This window comes from Caballeronia hypogeia, from assembly GCF_001544875.2.
GTDB lineage: Bacteria > Pseudomonadota > Gammaproteobacteria > Burkholderiales > Burkholderiaceae > Caballeronia > Caballeronia hypogeia.
Window position 1 is genome coordinate 1 of record NZ_FCOA02000001.1, and the last position, 22,530, is coordinate 22,530.

Annotated in this window: 15 protein-coding genes and 1 pseudogene; 2 read left to right on the top strand and 14 right to left on the bottom strand. The window is 64.7% G+C overall.

The features are described 5' to 3' along the window. The 3 genes and pseudogenes from AWB79_RS39955 to AWB79_RS00015 all read right to left on the bottom strand — a co-directional run. Nucleotides 1–89, bottom strand: a pseudogene (locus AWB79_RS39955) (zinc-binding alcohol dehydrogenase); the annotation flags it as partial. A gap of 34 nt (nt 90–123) precedes the next feature. Then, nucleotides 124–1,338, bottom strand: a complete 1,215-nt coding sequence (locus AWB79_RS00010; protein ID WP_061165343.1) for an AGE family epimerase/isomerase — start codon at nt 1,336–1,338, stop codon at nt 124–126. 95 nt (nt 1,339–1,433) lie between these two features. Continuing rightward, nucleotides 1,434–2,879 carry a xylulokinase gene (locus AWB79_RS00015; protein ID WP_061165344.1) on the bottom strand — a complete coding sequence of 482 codons (1,446 nt, stop codon included), beginning with the start codon at nt 2,877–2,879 and terminating at the stop codon, nt 1,434–1,436. Between the two features lie 334 nt (nt 2,880–3,213). Between AWB79_RS00015 and AWB79_RS00020 the strand changes: the two genes are divergently transcribed. After that, complete coding sequence (locus AWB79_RS00020; protein WP_061165345.1) at nt 3,214–4,605, top strand: nucleobase:cation symporter-2 family protein; 1,392 nt, start codon at nt 3,214–3,216, stop codon at nt 4,603–4,605. A gap of 160 nt (nt 4,606–4,765) precedes the next feature. On the opposite strand, the gene AWB79_RS00025 is transcribed toward AWB79_RS00020, so the two are convergent. The 6 genes from AWB79_RS00025 to AWB79_RS00050 all read right to left on the bottom strand — a co-directional run bounded on the left by AWB79_RS00025 (nt 4,766) and on the right by AWB79_RS00050 (nt 17,063). Beyond that, nucleotides 4,766–6,232, bottom strand: coding sequence for an efflux transporter outer membrane subunit (locus AWB79_RS00025; RefSeq protein WP_061165346.1), 1,467 nt, complete (start codon nt 6,230–6,232; stop codon nt 4,766–4,768). Nucleotide 6,233: 1 nt separating this feature from the next. Next, on the bottom strand, nt 6,234–9,413 hold the full coding sequence (locus AWB79_RS00030) for an efflux RND transporter permease subunit (protein ID WP_061165347.1): 3,180 nt from the start codon (nt 9,411–9,413) through the stop codon (nt 6,234–6,236). Nucleotides 9,414–9,430: 17 nt separating this feature from the next. Then, complete coding sequence (locus AWB79_RS00035) at nt 9,431–10,624, bottom strand: efflux RND transporter periplasmic adaptor subunit (protein WP_061165348.1); 1,194 nt, start codon at nt 10,622–10,624, stop codon at nt 9,431–9,433. Between the two features lie 492 nt (nt 10,625–11,116). Further along, nucleotides 11,117–12,637, bottom strand: a complete 1,521-nt coding sequence (locus AWB79_RS00040) for an efflux transporter outer membrane subunit (RefSeq protein WP_061165349.1) — start codon at nt 12,635–12,637, stop codon at nt 11,117–11,119. A 1-nt stretch (nt 12,638) separates the two neighbouring features. Continuing rightward, entirely contained in the window at nt 12,639–15,803 is a 3,165-nt protein-coding gene (locus AWB79_RS00045) for an efflux RND transporter permease subunit (protein WP_061165350.1), read from the bottom strand. Between the two features lie 15 nt (nt 15,804–15,818). Beyond that, nucleotides 15,819–17,063 carry an efflux RND transporter periplasmic adaptor subunit gene (locus AWB79_RS00050; RefSeq protein ID WP_061165351.1) on the bottom strand — a complete coding sequence of 415 codons (1,245 nt, stop codon included), beginning with the start codon at nt 17,061–17,063 and terminating at the stop codon, nt 15,819–15,821. A gap of 443 nt (nt 17,064–17,506) precedes the next feature. Here AWB79_RS00050 and AWB79_RS00055 point away from each other — a divergent pair, with 443 nt between their 5' ends. Continuing rightward, the gene (locus AWB79_RS00055) at nt 17,507–18,151 is read left to right on the top strand and encodes a TetR family transcriptional regulator (RefSeq protein WP_061165352.1); all 645 of its coding nucleotides are present in this window, start codon (nt 17,507–17,509) and stop codon (nt 18,149–18,151) included. Here AWB79_RS00055 and AWB79_RS00060 read toward each other — a convergent pair. From AWB79_RS00060 to AWB79_RS00080, 5 genes are all read right to left on the bottom strand, one after another. Continuing rightward, nucleotides 18,134–18,766, bottom strand: coding sequence for a cysteine hydrolase family protein (locus AWB79_RS00060; RefSeq protein ID WP_061165353.1), 633 nt, complete (start codon nt 18,764–18,766; stop codon nt 18,134–18,136). The genes AWB79_RS00055 and AWB79_RS00060 overlap by 18 nt on opposite strands. A 75-nt stretch (nt 18,767–18,841) precedes the next feature. After that, complete coding sequence (locus AWB79_RS00065) at nt 18,842–19,636, bottom strand: SRPBCC family protein (protein ID WP_061165354.1); 795 nt, start codon at nt 19,634–19,636, stop codon at nt 18,842–18,844. 75 nt (nt 19,637–19,711) lie between these two features. Next, nucleotides 19,712–20,089, bottom strand: coding sequence for a DUF427 domain-containing protein (locus AWB79_RS00070; protein ID WP_061165355.1), 378 nt, complete (start codon nt 20,087–20,089; stop codon nt 19,712–19,714). A 154-nt stretch (nt 20,090–20,243) separates the two neighbouring features. After that, complete coding sequence (locus AWB79_RS00075; protein ID WP_061165356.1) at nt 20,244–20,726, bottom strand: hypothetical protein; 483 nt, start codon at nt 20,724–20,726, stop codon at nt 20,244–20,246. 140 nt (nt 20,727–20,866) lie between these two features. After that, nucleotides 20,867–22,366 (bottom strand): DegQ family serine endoprotease, encoded by a 1,500-nt coding sequence (locus tag AWB79_RS00080; protein ID WP_061165357.1) that lies wholly within the window; start codon nt 22,364–22,366, stop codon nt 20,867–20,869. Nucleotides 22,367–22,530 lie beyond the last annotated feature (164 nt).

The following is a 22,530-nucleotide window of genomic DNA, read 5'->3' on the forward strand; positions in this document are numbered from 1 at the left end:
ACTTCACCCGCGCGCGGACCTTCGAGATCGACCTCCTCGATCGTCAACGGCTTGCCTGCTTCCCATGCGATTGCTGCCTTCGTCTTCATCGTTCGGCTCCTTCGGTTTCAATGCTATTTCGGTTTAGCGCACGACGTTCAGCACTTCGTAGCATGCGCCCATCGTGTGATAGTCGGTCTTGCCAGCCGGGCTTTTCTCGTCGCTGTACTGGCGGTTGTCGCGCGTGAGGATGCGATACCACGCGCCCCACTTGTGGTCGACGAAATGCGTCCAGCTATAAGTCCACAAGCGGTCGTAATCGTTCCAGTAACGTGCGGCGAGCGCGGCGTCGCCATCGCGATGCGCGCGTTCCGCCAGCAGCGCCGCCGCCGCGAGCGACTCGGCCTGAACCCAGAAGTATTTGTCCTCGTCGTAGAACTGGCCTTCCGTATCGAAGCCGTAGACCATGCCGCCATGCTCGTGATCCCACGACAATTCGAGCGCGCGATCGAACAACTGTTGCGCACGCGCAAGATGCCACGGCTCGGGCTTGTGGCGGTCGAGGATCAGCAACAGCTTCGCCCATTCCGTCTGATGTCCAGGCTGAAAGCCCCACGGCCTGAAGATATTGCTGCGATCGCCCTTGTTGTATTCCCAGTCGATCGACCAGTCGGGCTTGTAGTGCTCCCACACGAGCCCGCCTGCGAGCGCCGCCTGACGATTCACCATGTTGTCCGCAAGCAAGGACGCGCGTTCGAGATAGCGCGCTTCGCCCGTCGCCTCGAAGGCCGCGAGCAGCGCCTCGCACGCATGCATGTTCGCGTTCTGGCCGCGATAGTCCGAGACTCGCCAGTCCGCGCTCGCTTCGTCTTTGTAGAGGCCATGCTGCGCGTCCCAGAAACGCGTTTCCATCAGGTTCCAGGTTTCGTCGAGCCAGGCGCGCGCTTCGTCGAAACCGGCTTCGACTGCTTTCGCATACGCGAGCACGACGAACGCCAGGCCGTAGCAATGATTGGTCGCATCGGTGACCTCGCGGCCGTTCAGCGTCCACGCATAGCCGCCCGTCTGCGGATTGCGATGCACCTGCCGCAGATAGTCGATGCCATGCGCCACGCCGCCGCGATATTCATCGAGGCCGAAATGCTTGTACGCCGTCGCGTAGTTGAAGACGAAGCGCGTGCTCGACACGAGATGCCGCGAGGCGCGGTCGTAGATCGTGCCGTCGTCCTTGTAGAAGTGGTAGAAGCCGCCCGCCGGATCCAGACAATGCGGATGATAGAAGCTCATCGTGCGCAACGCGTGATCGAGCAGGAACGCGCGCGAACGGAAATCGGGATGCGACGGTTGTGATTCGGTCATGGCGGATTCGATGTTGTCGTGACACGTGAAGCCGATGCGAAGCCTCGCTTCATCGTCTCCGATGCAAATTGCAGCGGAATCAAGGGTACGAAAGTTTAAGCGCTCCCGCGCGCCAGCGTGAACCAGTCTTCCGCGCGCCGGTACAGATCGAGAAAACGCGTGAGCCGTTCATCGAGCGATGCGTTCGGCTGCGGCGTCGCGGCGAGCGTCGCGTGGGGCGCGAGCGCCGTCAGATCGTCCACGCGCCAGTGCCCTGCCGCAATGCCACCGAGAATCGCCGCACCGCGCGTCGCGGCGTTCGGGCAATCGACGGCATGCAGCTCGACGCGCAGCGCATCGGCGAGCAACTGCCGCCAGCGCGGATCGACCGAGCCGCCGCCCGCGAGACGCATGGCATCGAGGTTCGTGCCGCTGGCCCGGATCGCATCCAGTCCCGCGCGCAATGCGAATGCCACGCCTTCGAACGCGGCGCGCATCATCGTGCCGCGCGTGTCGTCGAGGCCGAGCCCGAGCCATCCGCCGCGCGCGTTCGGGTTCATCCACGGAGAACGTTCGCCGCTCAGATACGGCAAAAAGCTCACGGATGCGCTGGCGTTCGCGGCGAACGCGTCGTCGTAGGCTTCGGGCCACGACGCATGGCCGAGCCAGCCGCGCACCGCCTCCAGCGCGACACCGACGTTCTGCATCGCCGCCATGCGATACCACGCGCCGGTGGCCGAGCGATACGTATGCAAGCCATGCGCCGGCGCGGGCGCGGCGTCGCACATCACGACGATCTGGCCGCCGGTGCCGGTGGTGAGCAGCGCGTCGCCCGCGGACGACAAACCGCTGCCGAGCGCGGCGCACGGCGTATCGCCCGCGCCGACTGCCATCGGAATGCCCGCCTTCAGTCCGAGAGCGGACGCCGCTTCCGCCGACAACACGCCGCCTGTTTCATGCGATGCCGCGAGCGGCGCAAACCATGCGCGCGGCAAGCCGAGCCGCTCGATGAGCGCGTCGTCCCATTCGCCGGATGGATGGGCGAGCGCCGTCGCGCATGCATCCGATGCATCGGTGACGAAGCTGCCGGGAGCCGCTCCGGCGAGCCGCGCGCGCAGCCAGTCCTTCGGCTGCAAGGCCCAGCGCGTCGCGGCGGCGATCTCACGCTCGTTCGCCGCGAGCCAGCGCAGCAGCGGACCCGCCATGCCCGGCGCGACCGGATTCGGCTGCGGTTCGGGCCACGCGTCGAGCAAATCGCGGGCGCGCGTATCGGGCCAGAGCATCGCGGCGCGCAACGCGCGACCATCGGCGGCGGCCGGCACGACGCCGTGCATCTGCCCCGAGAAGCCGATCCCGACGACCGCATCGCGTTCGTTCGCGGGCAGGCGCGAGGCCGCGCTGACGAGCGCCGAGTACCACACATCCACCGTGGTTTCGGCCCAGCCGGGACGTGCGCTCGTGACCGCATAGGGCGCGTTCGCGAACGCGGTTTCGCGCCCGTCTTCGTCGACGATGGCGAGTTTCAGGGAGCCCGTACCGAGATCGATGCCGAGAAAACGCATGGGATTTCGAGTCTGAAAAAGACGTTAGGGAAAACGCGCAAAACGGGGGTATACCCCGCCATCGCGCGATGAACACGAAAAATGGACTATACGCGCGACGTGATTCACATCATAACGAGCGCCCGACGACGGCGGCCTTTCCTCACGCGACGATTTTCCTGTGACATCCGTCAAACCCCTTGTGGCAAGGGCTTGCGCACGTTTGCGCCCCCAATGGCGCGCAAAACCCATATCGTCCGGCGAACGCGGCGTATAGAGGCGCGTGGTCTTGTTCGCGCGTTTTGATCCACTTAACGTGGAGTCCATTCAAATGGAAGGCATATAGGAGAGAGACATGGCATCAAGTTCGGTGAACCCGTCCGTGCATCCCTGCGATGAACGGCTGCCCGCCGGTCAATTGCTGACACTCGGCATCCAGCACGTTCTGGTGATGTACGCGGGCGCGGTCGCAGTGCCGCTGATTCTCGGCGCGGCGATGGGCCTGCCGAAGGATCAGGTCGCGTTCCTCATCAGCGCGGATTTGTTCTCGTGCGGCGTCGCCACGCTGATCCAGACGCTCGGATTGTGGATCTTCGGCATTCGCCTCCCCGTCATCATGGGCTGCACGTTCGCGGCAGTCGGCCCGATGGTCGCGATCGGCACCAATCCGTCGCTCGGCATTCTCGATGTGTTCGGCTCGACGATCGCGGCGGGCGTGATCGGCATCTTCCTCGCGCCGATGATCGGCAAGCTGCTGCGCTTCTTCCCGCCAGTCGTGGTCGGCACCGTGATCGCGGTGATCGGGCTGTCGCTGATGGGCGTGGGCATCAACTGGGCGGCGGGCGGCATCGGCAACCCTGACTACGGCAATCCGATTTATCTGATGCTGTCGCTGCTCGTGCTTTCGCTGATCCTGCTCATCAACAAGTTCATGCGCGGCTTCGTCGCGAATATCTCGGTGCTGCTCGGGATCGTCGCGGGCTTCGTGATCGCCGCGATGCTCGGCCGCGTGAACATGGACGGCGTCGCGCACGCACCGTGGGTCGGCATCGTGCTGCCGTTCCACTTCGGCATGCCGCATTTCGACCCGCTCTCCGTCGCGACGATGGTCATCGTCATGTTCGTCACGTTCATCGAATCGACCGGCATGTTCCTCGCGGTCGGCGATCTGGTCGAGCGTCCGGTCGATCAGAAGGCGCTGGTGCGAGGCCTGCGCGTGGATGGTCTCGGCACGCTGATCGGCGGCGTCTTCAACTCGTTCCCGCATACGTCGTTTTCGCAGAACGTCGGCCTGATCGGCGTGACGGGCGTGAAGAGCCGTTTCGTCTGCGCGACCGGCGGCGTGATTCTCGTCGTGCTCGGCCTGTTCCCGAAGATGGCGCAGGTGGTGGCTTCGGTGCCGCCGTTCGTGCTCGGCGGCGCGGGCATCGTGATGTTCGGCATGGTCGCGGCGAACGGCATCAAGACGCTGTCGCGCGTGGATTTCACGAAGAATCACCACAACCTGTTCATCGTCGCGGTAAGCGTGGGCATGGGCATGGTGCCGGTCGTCGCGCCGAAGTTCTTCTCGCAACTGCCGCACGCGCTCGAACCGATTCTTCACAGCGGCATTCTGCTGGCGTCGGTATCGGCGGTGGTGCTGAACATCGTGTTCAACGGCGTGCGCAAGGAAAAGGATGCGCGCCGCGACGCGCGTGAAGCCGCGCATGAGTTCGAAGGCGCGGCTCACGCCGGAGACGCGCACTGAGGAAGTCGTACCCTGAAGTGTTTGCTGGCTGTCTTGCGTTATGCGCCGCGGTGAGAGCCGCGGCGTTTTTTTTGTTTCCGGCGAAGTCCAATGAATGCATCCAGGACGTTGATGATCGAACGCCCTGGATGCAATGCGCTATTACCAGTAAGAGGATGGGCTAGCTCGCATCGACTGCCCGCGCTTCATCCCCCGTCTTCTCGATCCACCCGCCACCCAGCGCCTGATAAAGCGTCACCAGGCTGGCGAGCCGCTGCGTCCTCGCGGCGATCAGCGTCTGCTGCACGGCGTATAGATCCTGCTGTGCGGTCAGTACGCCGAGATAGCTGTCCACGCCCTGCCGATAACGAAGCGACGACAGTTCCAGCCGCCGCTGCTGCGCCGTCGTGTCGCGCTCGAGCGCCGCGATCTGCTGATCGAAAGTGCCGCGCGCCGCGAGCCCGTCGACGACGTCGCGGAATGCCGACTGGATCGTCTTCTCGTACTGCGCGACCTCGATCTTCTTCTGAATGTTCGCGAGGTCCAGATTCGCCAGATTCTGGCCGCCGGTAAAGATTGGCAGTGTGATCGTCGGCGCGAAGCTCCATGCCGCCGAGCCCGGATTGAACAGCCCGCCGAGCGTCGGGCTCAGCGTGCCGAAGCTGCCCGTGAGCGAAATGCTCGGGAAGAACGCCGCGCGCGCCGCGCCGATGTTCGCATTCGCCGCGAGCAGGTTCTGCTCCGCTTCCATGATGTCCGGACGGCGCAGCAGCAACTCGGAGGGCAGGCCCGCCGGAATGTCCGTGAGCAGGTTCTGTCCGTCGAGCGGCATGCCGCCGGGTAGGTCGCCGGGCATCGGCTCGCCGAGCAACAGCACGAGCGCGTTGACGGCCTGCGCGCGCGAGCGCTCCTGCGCCTGAAGATTCGCCGCCGCACCTTCCATGACCGTCTGCGCCTGACTCACATCGAGTTCCGATGCCGTACCGGTGTCGAACTGCAGCTTCACGATGCGGTGCGAATCGCTCGCGCTCGCGAGAGTCTGACGCGTCACGGCCAGCAGATCATCGGCTTGCAGGACCTGCAGATATTGCGTCGCGACCTGCGACACCAGCGCGATCTCAGCCGCCTTGCGCGCATATGCCGTCGCCAGGTACTTCGCGAGCGCCTGATCCTTCAGGCTCTGCACGCGGCCGAACAGGTCGATCTCCCATGACGCGTTCAGCCCGACCGTGTAGCTGTTCTGGATGGTCTGGTTCAGGACTGACAGATCTCGCGGCGTGCGCTGCTTCGACTGCCTGCCTTGCGCCGAAAGCGACGGCAACAGCGCCGCGCGCGCGACCCGGTACTGCGCCTGCGCGGCCTGCACGTTGAGCATCGCCACGCGCAGATCGCGGTTGTTCGCGAGCGCGATGTCGATGAGCCGCTGCAGCCGCGCATCGACGAAAAAGTCACGCCAGCCGATGTCGGCCGCGGCCACGCCGTTCGCGCTGCGCGCGCCGGCGTTCGCCGCGCCGGGCTGCGTCGCATAGACGCCCTCGCCCGGGAAGCTCGCGGACACCGGCGGCGCGGGGCGCTCGTATTTCGGCGCCATCGTGCAGCCGGTCGTGAGCGCCACGACGGCCATTGCAATCAGGGAAAGTCTACGCATCTCAATGTCCTTCGTTGCCCGGTTGCGCGTGGCGTCGCGCTGCGTCGCGCGCGAGCGCCGCCTCCATGTCCTCCTTGTCGCCGCCGAAACGCGCACGCACGACGACGAAGAACATCGGCACCATGAAAATCGCGAGGAAGGTCGCGGTCAGCATCCCGCCGATCACGCCCGTGCCGATCGCGTGCTGGCTCGCCGAACCCGCGCCGTTGCTGATCGCGAGCGGCAAGGTGCCGAGAATGAACGCGAGCGAGGTCATCAGGATCGGTCGCAAGCGCAGGCGCGCCGCCTCCAGCGCCGCCTCGACCGGCCCCATCTTTTGCGAGAGTTGAAGATCGCGCGCGAACTCCACGATCAGGATCGCGTTCTTGGCCGACAAGCCGACCGTGGTGAGCAGACCGACCTGGAAGAACACGTCGTTTTCCAGACCGCGCGCCGACACGGCGAGCAGCGCGCCAATCACGCCGAGCGGCACGACCATGATCACGGAGAACGGGATCGACCAGCTTTCGTACAGCGCCGCGAGGCACAGGAACACGACCAGAATGGAGATGCCGTAGAGAATCGGCGCCTGCGAGCCGGACTGGATCTGCTGATACGACAGCCCCGTCCATTCATAGCCGATGCCCGCCGGCAGTTTCGCGGCGAGCGCTTCCATCGCGGTCATCGCCTGTCCGGTCGACTTGCCGGGCGCGGCGACGCCCTGGATCTCGATCGATGACTGTCCGTTGTAGCGTTCGAGCTTGGGCGAGCCATAGCTCCATTCGCCGTTGGCGAACGAGGAGAACGGCACCATCGAGCCCGACGCGTTACGCACGTACCAGTCGCCGATATTCTCGGGCGACATGCGAAACGGCGCGTCGCCCTGCATGTACACCTTCTTGATGCGGCTGTCCGTATCGAGGAAGTTGTTCACGTACTTCGACGCCCACGCAATCGAGAAGGTCTGGTCGATCACCGCCGGATCGACGCCCTGCGCGAGCGCCTTTTCGCGGTCGATGTTCACCTTGAACTGCGCCGTGTCGTTCAGGCCGTTGGGACGAACCTGCGCAAGCGACGGATCCTTGGCCGCCATGCCGAGCAGCATGCCGCGCGCTTCCATCAGCTTCGCGTGACCGAGGCCGGCGCGGTCCTGCAACTCGAAGTCGAAGCCCGCGGCGGTGCCGAGTTCGGGAATCGACGGCGGGTTCACTGGATACACCAGCGCGTTCTTGTAGCCCGCGAAGCGCCCGAAGGTGCGGCCGACGAGCGCCTGCACCTTTTCCTTCGCGCCGGTTCGATCGGCGAAGTCCTTCAGGCGCACGAAGACGAGGCCGGAATTCTGCCCACGGCCCGCGAAGCTGAAGCCGTTCACCGCGAACACCGATTCGACGCTCGCGCCTTCGTCCTTCAGCAGATAGCCGGCGACGTCGTCGAGCGCGCGCTGCGTCATTTCCTGCGTCGAGCCGGCCGGCGTTGCGACGAGCACGAACATCGTGCCCTGGTCTTCGTCGGGCAGAAATGCCTTGGGCAGGCGCGTGAACATCAGCGCGACCGCAGCGACGATCACCAGATACACGATCAGGAAGCGCCCCGAGCGCCGGATCACGTGCGTGACGCCGCTGTGATACTTCGCCTGGCTTTTCGCGAATACGCGGTTGAACCAGCCGAAGAAGCCGGTCTTGCGCTCCTCGTGCCCCTTGGGCAGCGGCTTCAGAATGGTCGCGCACAGCGCCGGCGTGAGGATCATGGCGGTCAGCACCGACAGCCCCATCGCGGAGACGATCGTCAGCGAGAACTGGCGATAGATCGCGCCGACCGAGCCGCCCGAGAACGCCACAGGCACGAACACCGCGCCCAGCACGAGCGCCACGCCGATCAGCGCGCCGGTGATCTGGCTCATCGCCTTCTTCGTGGCCTCCTTCGGCGGCAGGCCCTCCTCCGTCATCACGCGCTCGACGTTCTCCACCACCACGATCGCATCGTCCACCAGGAGACCGATTGCGAGCACCATGCCGAACATCGACAGCGTGTTGATCGAGAAGCCCGCGGCGCCCATGATCGCGAACGTGCCGAGCAGCACGACCGGCACGGCGAGCGTGGGAATGAGCGTGGCGCGCAGGTTCTGCAGGAACAGGTACATCACGAGGAACACCAGCACGATGGCCTCGATCAGCGTCTTCACCACGTCGGCGATCGACTGCTTGACGAACGGCGTCGTGTCGTACGGATACTTGACGACGAGCCCCTGCGGGAAGTACTTCGACAACTCGTCGATCTTCGCCCGCACCGCAGTGGCCGTGGCGAGCGCGTTCGCGCCCGTCGCGAGCTGGATGCCGAGACCCGCGGCCGGCCGGCCGTTGTACTGCGTCTCGAAGCCGTAGCTCTCCGCGCCCAGACCGACGCGCGCGACATCCTTGATGCGCACCCGCGAGCCGTCCTGATTCACCTTCAGGAGCACGTTGCCGAACTGCTCGGGCGTGCGCAGCAGCGTCGCCTCGGTCACGGTCGCCTGCATCGACTGTCCCGGCACGGCAGGCGTGCCGCCGAGCTGGCCGCCCGCCACCTGCACGTTCTGCGATTGCAGTGCGTTCTGCACGTCGATGGGCGTGAGGCTGTACTTGGCGAGCTTGCCCGGATCGAGCCAGATGCGCATGGCGTACTGCGTGCCGAACAGCGTCACAGTGCCGACGCCATTCAGGCGGCTGATCGAATCCTGCACGTTCGACGCCACGTAGTTCGCGAGGTCGTCGCGGCTCATGCGGCCGTCCTCGGACACGAACGCGAGCACGAGCAGGAAGCTGCTGCTCGATTTCGTCACGCGCGTGCCCAGTTGCTGCACGACTTGCGGCAGGTTCGGCGTGGCGAGCTGCAGCTTGTTCTGCACCTGCACCTGCGCGATGTCGGCGTTGGCGCCAGCGGCGAAGGTCAGCGTGACGGTGGCGGTGCCGCTGTCGTCGGAAGTCGAGGACATGTACAGCAGTTGGTCGAGGCCGCTCATCTGCTGCTCGATCACCTGCGTGACGGTATTTTCGACGGTCTGGGCGGACGCGCCCGGATACGTGGCGGATATCTGGATGGCGGGCGGTGCGATGGTCGGATATTGCGCGACCGGCAACGTCGAGACCGACGCGAGACCCGCCAGCATCAGAATGATTGCGATCACCCAGGCGAAAATCGGGCGATCGATGAAAAACCTTGCCATGAAACGTGCCTCCGTCCTTAGGCGCCGGCGGCGCCGGATGCGGCGCCAGCCGCGGCGACACCCGAAGCGGCTGCCGGCAGATGCGCGGGCACGGCCTTCACTTCCATGCCAGGGCGGATCTTGTCGATGCCTTCGACGACCACGCGATCGCCCGGATTCAGGCCGCTGTCGATCACCCAGCTCTGCCCATAAGTGCCCGAGGTAACGAGCGGACGCAGCGCGACCTTGTTGTCCTTGTCGACGACCAATGCCGTCGCCGTGCCCTTCTGGTCGTGCGACACGCCCTGAACCGGCACGACCAGCGCGTTCGGGTTGACGCCCTGCCGGATGCTCGCGCGCACGAACATGCCGGGCAGGAGCACGCGGTCCTTGTTATCGAACATTGCGCGCACCGTCACCGAACCCGTGGACGGGTCGACGGTCACATCGCTGAATTGCAGCTTGCCCTGCTCGGGGTAGACCCGGCCGTCTTCGAGAATCAGCGTGACCTTCGCGGCGTCCGGGCCGCTCGTCGACAGGCGCCCTTCCTGAATCTGGCGCCGCAGCTTCAGCCCGTCGAGGCTCGATTGCGTGAGATCGACGTACATCGGGTCGAGTTGCTGGACGCTCACCATCAGCGTCGCCTGCGCAGCCTGCACGTAGGCGCCCGGCGTGACCTGCGAAATGCCCGCCTGGCCCGTGACCGGCGAAGTGACGTCGGTATAGCCGAGGTTGATCTGCGCGGTGTCGATTGCGGCCTTCGCCTGCGCGACGTCTGCTGCCGCCTGGCCTTGCGCCGCGACCGCGTTGTCGTAGTCCTGCCTGCTGACCGCGTTCGCGGCGACCAGGATCTTGTAGCGCTCAGCCTGCGCGGTCGTCGAGACGAGGTTCGCCTGCGCCTTCGCATGGGCGGCCTTCGCATTGTTCAGTTGCGCGATGTATGGCGCCGGATCGATCTTGTAGAGCCGCTGACCTGCCTTCACCATTCCGCCCTCGGTGAATTCCCGGCGCAGCACGATGCCGTCGACGCGCGCACGCACCTGTGCATCGAGGAATGCGCTCGTACGACCGGTAAGTTCCGCGGTGACGGGAACCGCTGCCTGCTTGAGCGTGACGACGCCGACTTCCGGCGTTTTCTGCGCCATCGGGGGACGCTTCTCCCCACACGCGGCGGTCAGCATGGCAACCGCGGCGACACCGATGAGGCGATATGGAATCCGTTTGAAACACATGGAATGCAAACCCCTGTGGTTACTGAAGATGAAAGACGCGCGCTCTCGCGCAATGGCGGGCGCGCACGCGACGTGTTTTCGCGTGGCGGATCGATGCCACCGGCTCGTGCGGCGGCTTACGTCCGGCGAAGGAAAAATATTTTTCGGATAGCTAACTTTAGGATTCGTCCGGGTGCAATTCCCGCGAAACGGAGTTAGCAACCTGAAGCTCACTGCCCGGCGCGAACCGGCTATTCCGGCCTTTTGACAAATTCGTTGGCGCGAAGCGCGCCAGAACTTAACCGCGCGATCGAGACTGCGTAAAGAAGCAGCCGATTATAGATATCGCTCCCACTGAGGAACGCTAATCAACGGGCACTTATGTAAAAATTTGACCGTTATTCGACCAAATTTGATGAAGTCGGAGCCACGCTCGCAGCCCCGCGACAGAAGCGCGAGGGCAATGAAAAAGCCCGGCGCGCGGCCGGGCTTCGTTTGTCACGTCGAGGCCGATCAGCCCGCCGCAGGGGCCGGTTTCGGCGCGCTCTGCGAACCGTAGTCGGCCGGCGCGTCGGCGGGACGCGGCACATCGCCCGACCGCTCGATCCATCCGCCGCCCATGAACTGATACAGATCGACGAGGTTGGTCAGGCGATTCAACCGCGCCGTGATCAGCAACTGCTGCGCTTCGTACAGCGCGGTCTGCGCGGTCAGCACCGCGAGATAGCTGTCCACGCCGTTCCGGTAGCGCAGGTCCGACAGCTCCAGACGCCGGCTCTGCGAATTCACGAAACGTTCGAGCGCCTTGATCTGCTCGTCGAAGGTGCCGCGCGCGGCGAGGCCATCCGCGACTTCGCGGAACGCCGTCTGGATCGCCTTCTCGTAGTTGGCGATCTCGATACGCTTCTGCACGTTCGCCAGATCGAGATTGGCCTTGTTCTCCCCGCCCTCGAAAATCGGGATGGAGATCTGCGGCGCGAACGACCACGCCGCCGAGCCCGGCTTGAACAGCCCGCCGAGGGTCGGCGACAGCGTGCCGAAGCTGCCCGTCAGCGACACTTTCGGGAAGAACGCCGCGCGCGCCGCGCCGATGTTCGCGTTGGCCGCGAGCAGCGACTGCTCGGCCGCGGCGATGTCCGGGCGACGCGTGAGCAGATCCGACGGCAATCCCGCGGGAATGTCGGACAGCAGGTTTTGCGTGTCGAGCGGCATTCCCGTCGGCAGATCGGCGGGCAAGGGCTCGCCGACCAGCTGCACTAGCGCGTTCTCCGCCTGCGCCCGCAGACGCGACTGCGTCTGCAGATTCGCCTGCGCCTCCTCGACCACGCCTTCCGACTGGCGCAGATCGAGTTCGGTGCCGGTGCCGTTGTCGTATTGCAGCTTGGTGATGCGATACGACTCCTGCGCCGTCTTCAGCGTGTTCTCCGTGACGACGAGCGCGTCGTCGTAGGCGAGCATCGTCAGATACTGGTCCGCGACAGACGACACCAGCGCGATTTCCGCCGCCTTGCGCGATTCCGCCGTCGACAGATATTGCGCGAGCGCCTGATCCTTCAGGCTGCGGATGCGCCCGAAGAAGTCGATTTCCCACGACGCATTCAGGCCGACCGAATACTCGTTGGAGATCGTGTTGCCGAAGACCGACAGATTCTGCGGCGTGCGCGACTTGCTCTGCGACGCGACGCCATTGAGCGTCGGGAACAGACCCGCGCGCACGATCCGGTACTGCGCCTGCGCCGCCTCGACGTTGAGCACCGAAACGCGCAGATCGCGGTTGTTCTTCAGCGCGAGCTCGACGATCTTCAGCAGGCGCGCATCGGCGAAAAAGTCGCGCCAGCCGATCTCGGGCGCGCTTTGCCCGTTCGCGCTGCGGCCATTGCTCGCGCTCGAGCTCGCATCCGGCTGGTGCGCGTACACGCCGCCTTCCGGGAAGGTCTGCGTGACGGGCGCCGCCGGCTGCTCGTACTTCGGCTGCAGCGTGCAGCCTGCGGCGAACACGGCCACGGCGGCTGCGATCAACGAATGTTTAAGCATCTCAGTGTCCTTCCTTACCGTTCGTGCCTTCGATGTCGCCGGATGAACCCGGAGCCGGCACGTCCTTGCTCTTGCTGAACTTCGAAATCACGACGAAGAACATCGGGATCATGAAGATGGCAAGGAAGGTCGCGGTCAGCATGCCGCCGATCACGCCCGTGCCGATCGCGTGCTGGCTCGCCGAACCCGCGCCGTTACTGATCGCGAGCGGCATCACGCCGAGAATGAACGCGAGCGAGGTCATCAGGATCGGGCGCAACCGCAGGCGCGCCGCTTCCATCGCCGCTTCCACCGTCGACATGCCCTGGATGCGCAGTTCACGCGCGAATTCCACGATCAGAATCGCGTTCTTCGCCGACAGACCCACCGTCGTCAGCAGGCCGACCTGGAAGAACACGTCGTTTTCCAGACCGCGCAAGGTCGCCGCGAGCAGCGCGCCGAGCACGCCCAGCGGCACCACCATGATGACCGAGAACGGAATCGACCAGCTTTCGTACAGCGCGGCCAGACACAGGAACACGACCAGGATCGAGATGCCGTAGAGAATCGGCGCCTGCGAACCCGACTGGCGTTCCTGATACGACAGGCCCGTCCATTCGTAGCCGATACCCGCCGGCAGCTTCGCCGCGATCGCTTCCATGGCCGTCATGGCCTGACCGGTCGATTTGCCCGGAGCTGCCGCGCCCTGGATTTCCATCGCGGAAATACCGTTGTAACGCTCGAGCTTCGGCGAACCGTAGGTCCAGTTGCCGGCCGCGAACGCGCCGAACGGCACCATCGTTCCCGCGCCATTGCGCACGTACCACTTGTTCAGATCGTCCGGATTCATGCGGAACGGACCGTCGCCCTGCACATAGACCTTCTTGATCCGGTTGTCGACGTCGAGGAAGTTGTTCACGTACTGCGACGCCCACGCGATCGAGAACGTCTGGTCGATGTCCGAAATCGCGACACCGAGCGCACTCGCCTTCTCGCGGTCGACGTTCACCTTGAACTGCGGCGTATCGTTCAGGCCGTTCGGGCGCACCTGCGCGAGCGTCGGGTCCTTCGCGGCCATGCCGAGCAGCATGTTGCGCGCTTCCATCAGCTTCGCGTGGCCGAGGCCGCCGCGATCCTGCAGCTCGAAGTCGAAGCCCGCCGCCGTACCGAGTTCAGGAATCGAAGGCGGATTGACCGGGAAGATCATCGCGTCCTTGTACGGCGCGAAGTGCATGAACATCCGCCCGACCAGCGCCTGCACCTTCTGGTCGCTGTGCTGGCGCTCCCCGTAGTCCTTCATTCGCACGAACACGAGACCGGAGTTCTGGCCGCGGCCCGCGAACGAGAAGCCGTTCACCGTGAACACCGATTCGACAATCGACTTTTCGTCGTGCAGCAGATAGTCCTGCACGTCCTTCAGCACGTGCGCCGTGTATTCCTGCGTGGAGCCGGACGGCGCGTTCACCAGCACGAACATCGTGCCCTGATCTTCATCGGGCAGGAACGACTTCGGCAGACGCAGGAACAGCATGCCCACCGCGACGATCACGACGATATAGATGATCAGCCAGCGGCCCGAGCGGCGAATCACGTGCTTCACGCCGCTGTGATACTTCTCCTGGCTCTTGTTGAAGTTCCGGTTGAACCAGCCGAAGAAGCCCTTCTTCTCGGGCTCGTGGCCTTCCGGATGCGGCTTGAGAATGGTCGCGCACAGCGCCGGCGTGAGAATCAACGCGACCAGCACGGACAGCACCATCGCCGCGACGATCGTGAGCGAGAACTGCCGGTAGATCGCGCCGACCGAGCCGCCCGAGAACGCCACCGGCACGAACACCGCCGAGAGCACCAGCGCCACGCCGACCAGCGCGCCGGTGATCTGGCCCATCGCCTTGCGGGTTGCCTCACGTGGCGATAAATGCTCTTCCGACATCACCCGCTCGACGTTCTCCACGACCACGATTGCATCGTCCACCAGCAGACCGATGGCGAGCACGAGGCCGAACATCGACAACACGTTGATCGAGAAGCCCACCGCCGACATGATCGCGAACGTGCCCAGCAGCACCACCGGCACAGCGATCGTCGGGATGATCGTCGCCCGCAGGTTCTGCAGGAACAGATACATCACGAGGAACACGAGCACGATGCCTTCGATCAGCGTCTTGACCACTTCCTCGATCGACAGGCGCACGAACGGCGTCGTGTCATACGGATACTTCACCACGAGCCCGTGCGGGAAGTACTTCGAGAGGTCGTCGATCTTCTGGCGCACCAGTTTCGCGGTCTGCAGCGCGTTGGCGCCCGTCGCGAGCTGGATACCGAAGCCGGCGGTCGGCTGACCGTTGTACTTCGTGTCGAAGTTGTAGTTTTCGCCGCCGAGCTCGATCTTCGCGACGTCCTTCAGACGCACGCGCGAGCCATCCTGATTCGTCTTCAGCAGAATGTTGCCAAACTGCTCGGGCGTGCGCAGCAGCGTCGCTTCCGTGATGGTCGCCTGGAGCATCTGCCCCGGCACCGCTGGCGTGCCGCCGAGCCCACCCGCCGCCACCTGCACGTTCTGATTCGTGATTGCGGTCTTCACGTCAACGGGCGTGAGCGAGTAGTTCGTCAGCTTGGTCGCATCGAGCCAGACGCGCATCGCGTACTGCGAGCCGAACAGCGTCGTCGTGCCCACGCCGTCGATACGCGAGAGCGGGTCCGCCACGTTCGACGCCACGTAGTTCGCGAGGTCGTACTTGCTCATGCTGCCGTCTTCGGACACGAACGCGAGCACCAGCAGGAAGCTCGAACTCGACTTCGTGACCTTCGTGCCGAGCTGCTGCACGACCTGCGGCAGAAGCGGCGTGGCGAGCTGCAGCTTGTTCTGCACCTGCACCTGCGCGATGTCCGGATTCGTGCCCGCAGCGAACGTCAGCGTGACGGTGGCCGTGCCCGAGTCATCGGACGTCGACGACAGATACAGCAGGTGGTCGAGACCGGTCATCTGCTGCTCGATCACCTGCGTCACCGTGTTTTCCACCGTGTTCGCCGATGCGCCAGGGTACGTCGCACTGATCTGGATCGCGGGCGGCGCGATGGTCGGATACTGCGCGACCGGCAGCGTGAAGATCGACGCCATCCCCGCCAGCATCAGGATGATCGCGATCACCCACGCGAAAATAGGTCGATCGATAAAAAACTTTGCCATGTAACAGGCTCCCTTTTATTGCGCGCCTGAAGCAGCGGAGGCGGCCGATGCGGCTTGCGCGCCGCTCGCGTTCGCCGGAGCGGCGGCGGGTGCGCCTCCCGCCTGCGCACCGGATGCCGGGTACGGGAATTTCGCGTCGACCGGCTTCACCTGCATGCCGGGCTTGGCCTTTTCCACGCCGTTCACGATCACGCGGTCGCCCGGATTCAGGCCGCTGTCGACCACCCAGTTGTTGCCGAAAGTGCCGCCGGTGACGAGCTGACGCAGTTCGACCTTGTCGTCCTTGCCCACCACGAGCGCGGTCGGCTGACCCTTCTGGTCGTGCGTGATGCCAATCTGCGGCACGACCAGCGCGTGGTCGTTCGTGCCTTCCTGGATGCGCGCGCGCACGAACATGCCCGGCAAGAGCACGCGGTCCTTGTTCTGGAAGATCGCGCGCACCGTGACCGAACCCGTGCTCTGATCGACGCTCACGTCGGAAAACTGCAGCTTGCCCTGCTCGGTGTAGGTACGGCCGTCCTCGAGCTGGAGCGTGACCTTGGCGGCGTGGATGCCTTCGGTCTGCAGACGCCCTTCCTGGATCTGGCGTCGCAGCTTGAGGCCGTCGACGCTCGATTGCGTCAGGTCGACGTAAATCGGATCGAGCTGCTGAACGGTCGTGAGCAGCGTCGCGGCGCTCGCCTGCACGTACGCGCCCGGCGTCACCTGCGAGAGACCCGTGCGGCCGGTGATCGGCGAAACCACGTCGGTGTAGCCGAGGTTGATCTGCGCGGTATCGACCGCGGCCTTGCCCGCCGCCACGTCCGCGACGGCCTGGCCTTGCGAGGCGACGGCGTTGTCGTAGTCCTGCTTCGAGACCGCGTTGGCCGCGACGAGGATCTTGTAACGCTGCACCAGCGCGTTCTGCGACGCGACGTTCGCCTGCGCCTTCGCGAGCGACGCCTTCGCGTTGTTCAACGCGGCGATATACGGCGCCGGATCGATCTTGTAGAGCCGCTGGCCGGCCTTGACCTCGGAACCCTCGGTGAATTCACGGCGCTGCACGATGCCATCGACCCGTGCGCGCACTTGCGCGACGAGATAGGCGCTGGTGCGGCCCGGCAATTCGTCGACGACCGGCACGCTCGTCGGCTGCACGGTGACGATGCCCACTTCGGGCGTTTGTGGCGGAGGTGCTGATTGTTTTTGCCCGCACGCTGCCAGGAACACGGCAGCCGTCGCGGCGGTGATTAAGCGGAATGGAACCCGTTCGACGCGCATGGAGCGACCTCTGTCTAAGACTGAAGTGAAGTGAGTGCGCGACGGCCTTCCCCGGGCATTGCCGCGCACGAGCGTCATGAGACGCTGTCCGACAAATCGACTGTTCGACGAGTGAGCTACCGCCGGCCGCAGGCTGGCGTTTCATGCCCGTGCGCCAGGCGCCTGAAGCGCCGGCGCTTGACCAAAGGACGGTCAGAACGGGCAACGGATTGAAAGCTTACGTGAAATCTGCTCGCCGCTTCGATTTGTCGAAATTTGTTGACGGGTGGTATTGTATATACATTCACGAATGAATGTAAAAAACCGTACGTGTTGTTCCCGATTGAAGGCGGGAAAAAACCGCTCGGGGGAATCGATTACGTTCGACGAATCTTCGACAAGGCCGTTTTTTAGAGCGGCCATCAACGGCAGCAGCAGGAGCAATCGGCCATTGGCCGCACGATATGGTCAGACGAACCAAGGAAGAAGCGCAGGCAACGCGCAACCGCGTACTCGATGCGGCCGAGCGCGTCTTTTACGAGAAAGGTGTGTCGCGCACGACGCTGGCGGACATCGCGCAGGCGGCGGGCGTGACGCGTGGCGCGATCTACTGGCACTTCGCCAACAAGGGCGACCTCTTCAACGCCATGTTCGACCGCAGCCTGCTGCCGCTCGACGAACTCGTCGAAGCCACGCTCGACGGTCGCGAGGAAGACCCGCTCGCGCGCCTGCGCGAACTGTTCGTCTGGTGCATGCGAAACATCACCAGCGACGCGCAGCGCCGGCGTGTCTTCGACATTCTGTTCATGAAATGCGAGTTCGTCGAGGAAATGGGGCCGGTGCGCGAACGGCACCAGAACAACATGCGCGATGGCATGGAGCGCATCGAGCGCGCGTTACGCAACGCCGTCGAAAAGAAGCAGCTTCCCGCGACGCTCGACACGCGCCGCGCCACGACCATGCTCCACTGCCTCTTCACCGGCATCCTGCACGACTCGCTGATGCTCCCCGACCTCGTCGATCCGGAACGCGACGCTGAAGCGCTCATCGACGCATCTTTCGACGCCCTGCGCTGCAGCCCCGCGCTGCTGTCACCTGCTTCTGTCTGAAGCCGACTTCCGCGCCCGCTGGTTCGACGCGTAAATGTTGTCGCGCGCCGGGGGCTCGCCGCTCTCCAGTGCGCCGATCCATTCGTCGGTGCTGAGCACGGCCGCGAAACGCGACTGCATCACCACCGTGAACACGCGGTGGATTTCCTCCGCGCTGGCTTTGCCCGCCTTGTTTTCGTACGGCACGGCGCCCGTCGCATCGACGAGAAATTCGACTGCGAGACCGGCGTGGACCGCGTGCTTGACGGTGGAATCGTCGCAATTGTGGGTCATGTAACCGGCGATCACGATCGTGTCGATGTCGTGCGCGTTGAGCCAGTCGCCCAGGTCGGTGCCGGCGAACGCGCTCGGCAGGGATTTCTCGACGTAATGCGCGCGCGGACGCGAACTCACCGTTCCATGCAGTTCGGCCAGCGCCGAGCCGCGCGCGAAGACCGGCGCGGTGGCCGGCGCGAAATTCTGCACGACGACGACCGGCACGCCGTGCTTTTCCGCGGCATCCATCGCCCGGCCGATGTTGGCGAGCGACACGTTCACATCGGGATATTCGATCAGCAGATTGCCAGTGACGTACTCGTTCTGCACGTCGATGACGATCAGGGCGCGGCGCGGCATGGATCACCTCTTCTTATTTGACGCGTTGAGATGAATCGGATTGTCACCGAATTCGCCCTGCGCCGCGCTTTTGCGTCATTGCAGACCAATGTGCTGCGCGAAATACGCGAACAGCGCGATGCAGATGAGCATCGCCGCCCACGCCCAGCCCGGCAGTCCGAGCGGATGCGGATCGTGGGAATGATCGCGGTCGTGGTGCGCGAAACCATGCCCGTGCAGACGATGGCGCAACACCCCGCTCGCGTGAGCGTCGGCGTCGAGCCCGCGAGGGCCGCTCGCGCGTCTCGACAACGCCGCGGACATCGAGCCCGGCCGCAGGAACACATGGCGCCGGGCGGCGCTTTCGCCCGCTGCGCGCATCGACGGCAAGCCGTGTTTCGCCCGCACCACTTCGCAGAATTCGGCGAAAAATTCGTCCGCGCCCTCGCGCAGCGCATTTTCGATCTGCCGCGACGGCAGGCTGGCAAGCGGGCCCGAAACGGTCGCCCAGACGGTGTATTCGATCCAGGTCGCGTTGCCGCCGTCGTGCGGATTCAGCGCCACCGCGATCTGCCCGCGCAACGAACCGACGCCCTCGCCGCGGGCCTTGAAGCTCAGCGTGCGCGCGTACGCCGCGTCGGCGGGCTCATCGGCGCTTTCGCCCTCCACGTGCGCGGCCTGCCGCGTGCGCCCGGCCGCGTGCGCGCGGATTTCGTAGCGCGCCCGCAGCGCGCCGAGCGGCACGATCAGAGTGAGGACATATTCGCCGCCTGGCGTGCGGCTGAAGGACTCGCAATTGTCGAGGCTCGCGCGCAGCAGCGCGAGATCGCCCAGCGCCTCCCGGACGTGCTCCGGATCAAGCGGAACGCGCAACGCATCGGTGACTTCCATTCGAGCCTCCGGGGGCCGGGACCGCATTCGTTCGTTATCGCCTTGAAACGTGAGGACGTCTGTTCGACCGCCCGCCTAGGAAGTTTCATCGATGCGATCGACGCGTGACCGGTAGAACGCGAGATAGCCCTTGATCTTTTGCGCGGCGTCGAGCGGCGCTTCGTAGCTCCATGCGGCGTTTTCGACCGGGCCTTCCTCGGTCAGCAGATGGAAGTGCGTGGCCTGCCCCTTGACCGGGCAGTGCGTGGTGTGAATCGAACGCTCCAGCCGCGCCATGTTCACGTCGCCGCGCGGGAAGTAATGGACCTTTTCCGCGCCCGGCTCGACGAGCGTGAGGGCCGCGTGGGTATCGGCGTAGGTGACGCCCTGATGAATCACGCGGCAGCGCCGGCCGTTCGGCGTGATGTCGATACGCTGCGCCGCTTCGTGCCCTTCATTCAGATCCGTGCCCATCGTCAAGCGCCTCCCGCGTCCGAACCGAGATCCCAGAAAAAAGCCACGAGTCGTCGAGCTACTCGTGGCTTAATTATGAGACAAACTTTCGCTGCCGGGTGAGCGCTTTTCCGAGCTTGCGTCGAGCTTACGCCGCACATCCGGCGACAAGCGATTATTGAATGCTCCAGTGGAACGCGGCCTTGGCCTTGCCGGGGCCGGAGACGTTCACGGCCTGCTTTTTCTCCTGATCCTTGTACTTCGCGTAGACGGTATAGCTGCCCGGAGGCAGCTTGACGAGCATGTACGGGCCCATCGCGTCGGTGCTCAGGACCTCGCCACCCTTCCCGCCGACGATGCGCACGTGCACGTCCGCGAGGTAGTCGGCGGTCGGGCCCGTGAAACGCAGCGATAGCGGCCAATGCGCCTGTTCGCGCAACAATGCGCGAGATTCGTCGAGGCCCACGCCGCCCGAAGTCCAGGAGACGTCGCCTTGTTGCTGAATCTGCGGCAGGCCGCCGCCGTTCGTGTTGCCTGCGCTCGAAGAATCCGTGGTCGTGCCGCCGGCGGTCTGCGCCCATGCGCCGCCCGCCATGCCCGCGCCGAGCGCCGCAACGAGAAGTGCGGTCGCCAGCTTGCCCGTGGTTCTGCTCGTCATGTTTTTGCTCCCTTTTTCGATGCCGCCGCGCTGTCAGGCGCCGGCGGCGTCACGCCCGATGCGTCGACTTCACGCGATGGGGCACCAGAAAAACGCTGGAGCAGGGTTCGTGCCCGCGTCGCGTGGCTCGGCTGGACGTATCAGCCGAGATCGACCGGCACGAAGATCTGCGCATCGTCGCGCTGGATCAGGAGCGCGATGCTATCGCCCGCGTGCTGGACCATCGACTTCAACTGCTGCACCGACGTGACCGGCTGGCCGTTGACCGCGAGAATGACGTCGCCCGCCTGAATGCCCGCGTTCGCCGCCGCCCCGTCCGACTGCTGCACGAGCAGCCCGCGCGAAAGCGAATCGTTCTGCTTCTCTTCCGGCGTGAGCGGACGCACCGCGACGCCGAGCCGCGCGTCCTGCGCCGACGATTCGTCGCCGCCGGTTTTCGCGCTGGCGGTTTTCGCGTCCTTCAGCGCGCCGATCGTCACGGACAGATCCTTCGAGCTCTTGTCGCGCCACACGGTCACCTTCGCCGAGGTGCCCGGCGAAAGACCCGCCACCTGCGACGGCAGCGAAGTCGAATCCGTCACGGGCACGCCGTTCAACGCGGTGATCACGTCGCCCGGTTGCAGGCCGGCCTTCGCGGCCGGTCCGCCCGGCTCGACCGAGCTGACGAGCGCGCCTTCCGGCGACTTCATGCCGAACGAGTTGGCGAGCGTCTGGTTCATGCCCTGGACCGTCACGCCGATCCGGCCGCGGTCGACGTGGCCCGTCTTGATGAGCGCGTCCTTGACCTTGATGGCCTCATTGATCGGGATGGCGAACGAAAGACCCTGGAAGCCGCCGGTCTGCGAATAGATCATCGAGTTGATGCCGATTACTTCGCCCTGCAGGTTGAAGAGCGGGCCGCCCGAGTTGCCGGGGTTCACCGGCACGTCGGTCTGGATGAACGGCGTGTAGTTCTCGTTGGGCAGCGCGCGCGACTTCGCGCTGATGATGCCCGAGGTCACGGTGTTGTCGAAGCCGTAGGGCGAACCGATCGCGACGACCCACTGGCCGACCTTGCTGCCGTTCGGATCGCCGATCTTCACGGTCGGCAGGTTCTTCGCGTCGATCTTCAGCACGGCGACATCCGACTGCTTGTCGGCGCCGATCACCTTCGCGCGATATTCGCGCTTATCGGTGAGCTTGACCGTAACAACGTTCGCGTTGTCTACGACGTGCGCGTTGGTCAGGATATAGCCGTCGCTGCTGACGATGAAGCCGGAACCCAGACCTTCGCTCGGGCGATCCGCACCCGGGCCTCCATCGCCGCCGCCGAAGCCGGGCATGCCACCGAAGCGTTTGAAGAACTGATAGAAGGGATCGTCGGGGTCCATCGGCACCTGATTCGGGCCCCGTCGATTCGCCGTCTGCTTGACGACGTGCTTGGCGCTGATGTTCACCACGGCCGGGCCGTAGGTTTCCACGAGGCCGGAGAAGTCGGGAATGCCGGTCTTGGCTGCGGCTTCGGCAGGCATCATCGCGGCTTGCACGGGCGTAATGACCTGCGGCGCAGGAACGTTGTTGTGCCCCGCCACGTAGCCCGCCGACAAGGCAACGGCAACAGCGGCCGCGACGGCGCTGCGGGTGAGAATCTTTGCTTTCATCGTGTGCTCCTGACGAGGGATGCGCTCTTCGGGAGCGCGCTATATCGATGAAAGAAGGTTACGGGGCGTCGCTTAAAGCTTTCTTAAAAGTTGACGATTCTGGGGGAACTTCAAAGAAAAAGGGCGTCCGTTCCTGTGAACGGACGCCCTCGGCGGTACTGCTG

Excerpts from the sequence above, each read along its gene's own strand:
- AWB79_RS00010 (WP_061165343.1), bottom strand. The coding sequence starts at position 1,338 with ATGACCGAATCACAACCGTCGCATCCCGATTTCCGTTCGCGCGCGTTC.
- AWB79_RS00075 (WP_061165356.1), bottom strand. The coding sequence starts at position 20,726 with ATGACGAGCAGAACCACGGGCAAGCTGGCGACCGCACTTCTCGTTGCG.
- AWB79_RS00025 (WP_061165346.1), bottom strand. The coding sequence starts at position 6,232 with ATGCGTAGACTTTCCCTGATTGCAATGGCCGTCGTGGCGCTCACGACC.
- AWB79_RS00065 (WP_061165354.1), bottom strand. The coding sequence starts at position 19,636 with ATGGAAGTCACCGATGCGTTGCGCGTTCCGCTTGATCCGGAGCACGTC.
- AWB79_RS00035 (WP_061165348.1), bottom strand. The coding sequence starts at position 10,624 with ATGTGTTTCAAACGGATTCCATATCGCCTCATCGGTGTCGCCGCGGTT.
- AWB79_RS00055 (WP_061165352.1), top strand. The coding sequence starts at position 17,507 with ATGGTCAGACGAACCAAGGAAGAAGCGCAGGCAACGCGCAACCGCGTA.
- AWB79_RS00070 (WP_061165355.1), bottom strand. The coding sequence starts at position 20,089 with ATGGGCACGGATCTGAATGAAGGGCACGAAGCGGCGCAGCGTATCGAC.
- AWB79_RS00060 (WP_061165353.1), bottom strand. The coding sequence starts at position 18,766 with ATGCCGCGCCGCGCCCTGATCGTCATCGACGTGCAGAACGAGTACGTC.
- AWB79_RS00020 (WP_061165345.1), top strand. The coding sequence starts at position 3,214 with ATGGCATCAAGTTCGGTGAACCCGTCCGTGCATCCCTGCGATGAACGG.
- AWB79_RS00040 (WP_061165349.1), bottom strand. The coding sequence starts at position 12,637 with ATGCTTAAACATTCGTTGATCGCAGCCGCCGTGGCCGTGTTCGCCGCA.
- AWB79_RS00050 (WP_061165351.1), bottom strand. The coding sequence starts at position 17,063 with ATGCGCGTCGAACGGGTTCCATTCCGCTTAATCACCGCCGCGACGGCT.
- AWB79_RS00045 (WP_061165350.1), bottom strand. The coding sequence starts at position 15,803 with ATGGCAAAGTTTTTTATCGATCGACCTATTTTCGCGTGGGTGATCGCG.
- AWB79_RS00015 (WP_061165344.1), bottom strand. The coding sequence starts at position 2,879 with ATGCGTTTTCTCGGCATCGATCTCGGTACGGGCTCCCTGAAACTCGCC.
- AWB79_RS00030 (WP_061165347.1), bottom strand. The coding sequence starts at position 9,413 with ATGGCAAGGTTTTTCATCGATCGCCCGATTTTCGCCTGGGTGATCGCA.
- AWB79_RS00080 (WP_061165357.1), bottom strand. The coding sequence starts at position 22,366 with ATGAAAGCAAAGATTCTCACCCGCAGCGCCGTCGCGGCCGCTGTTGCC.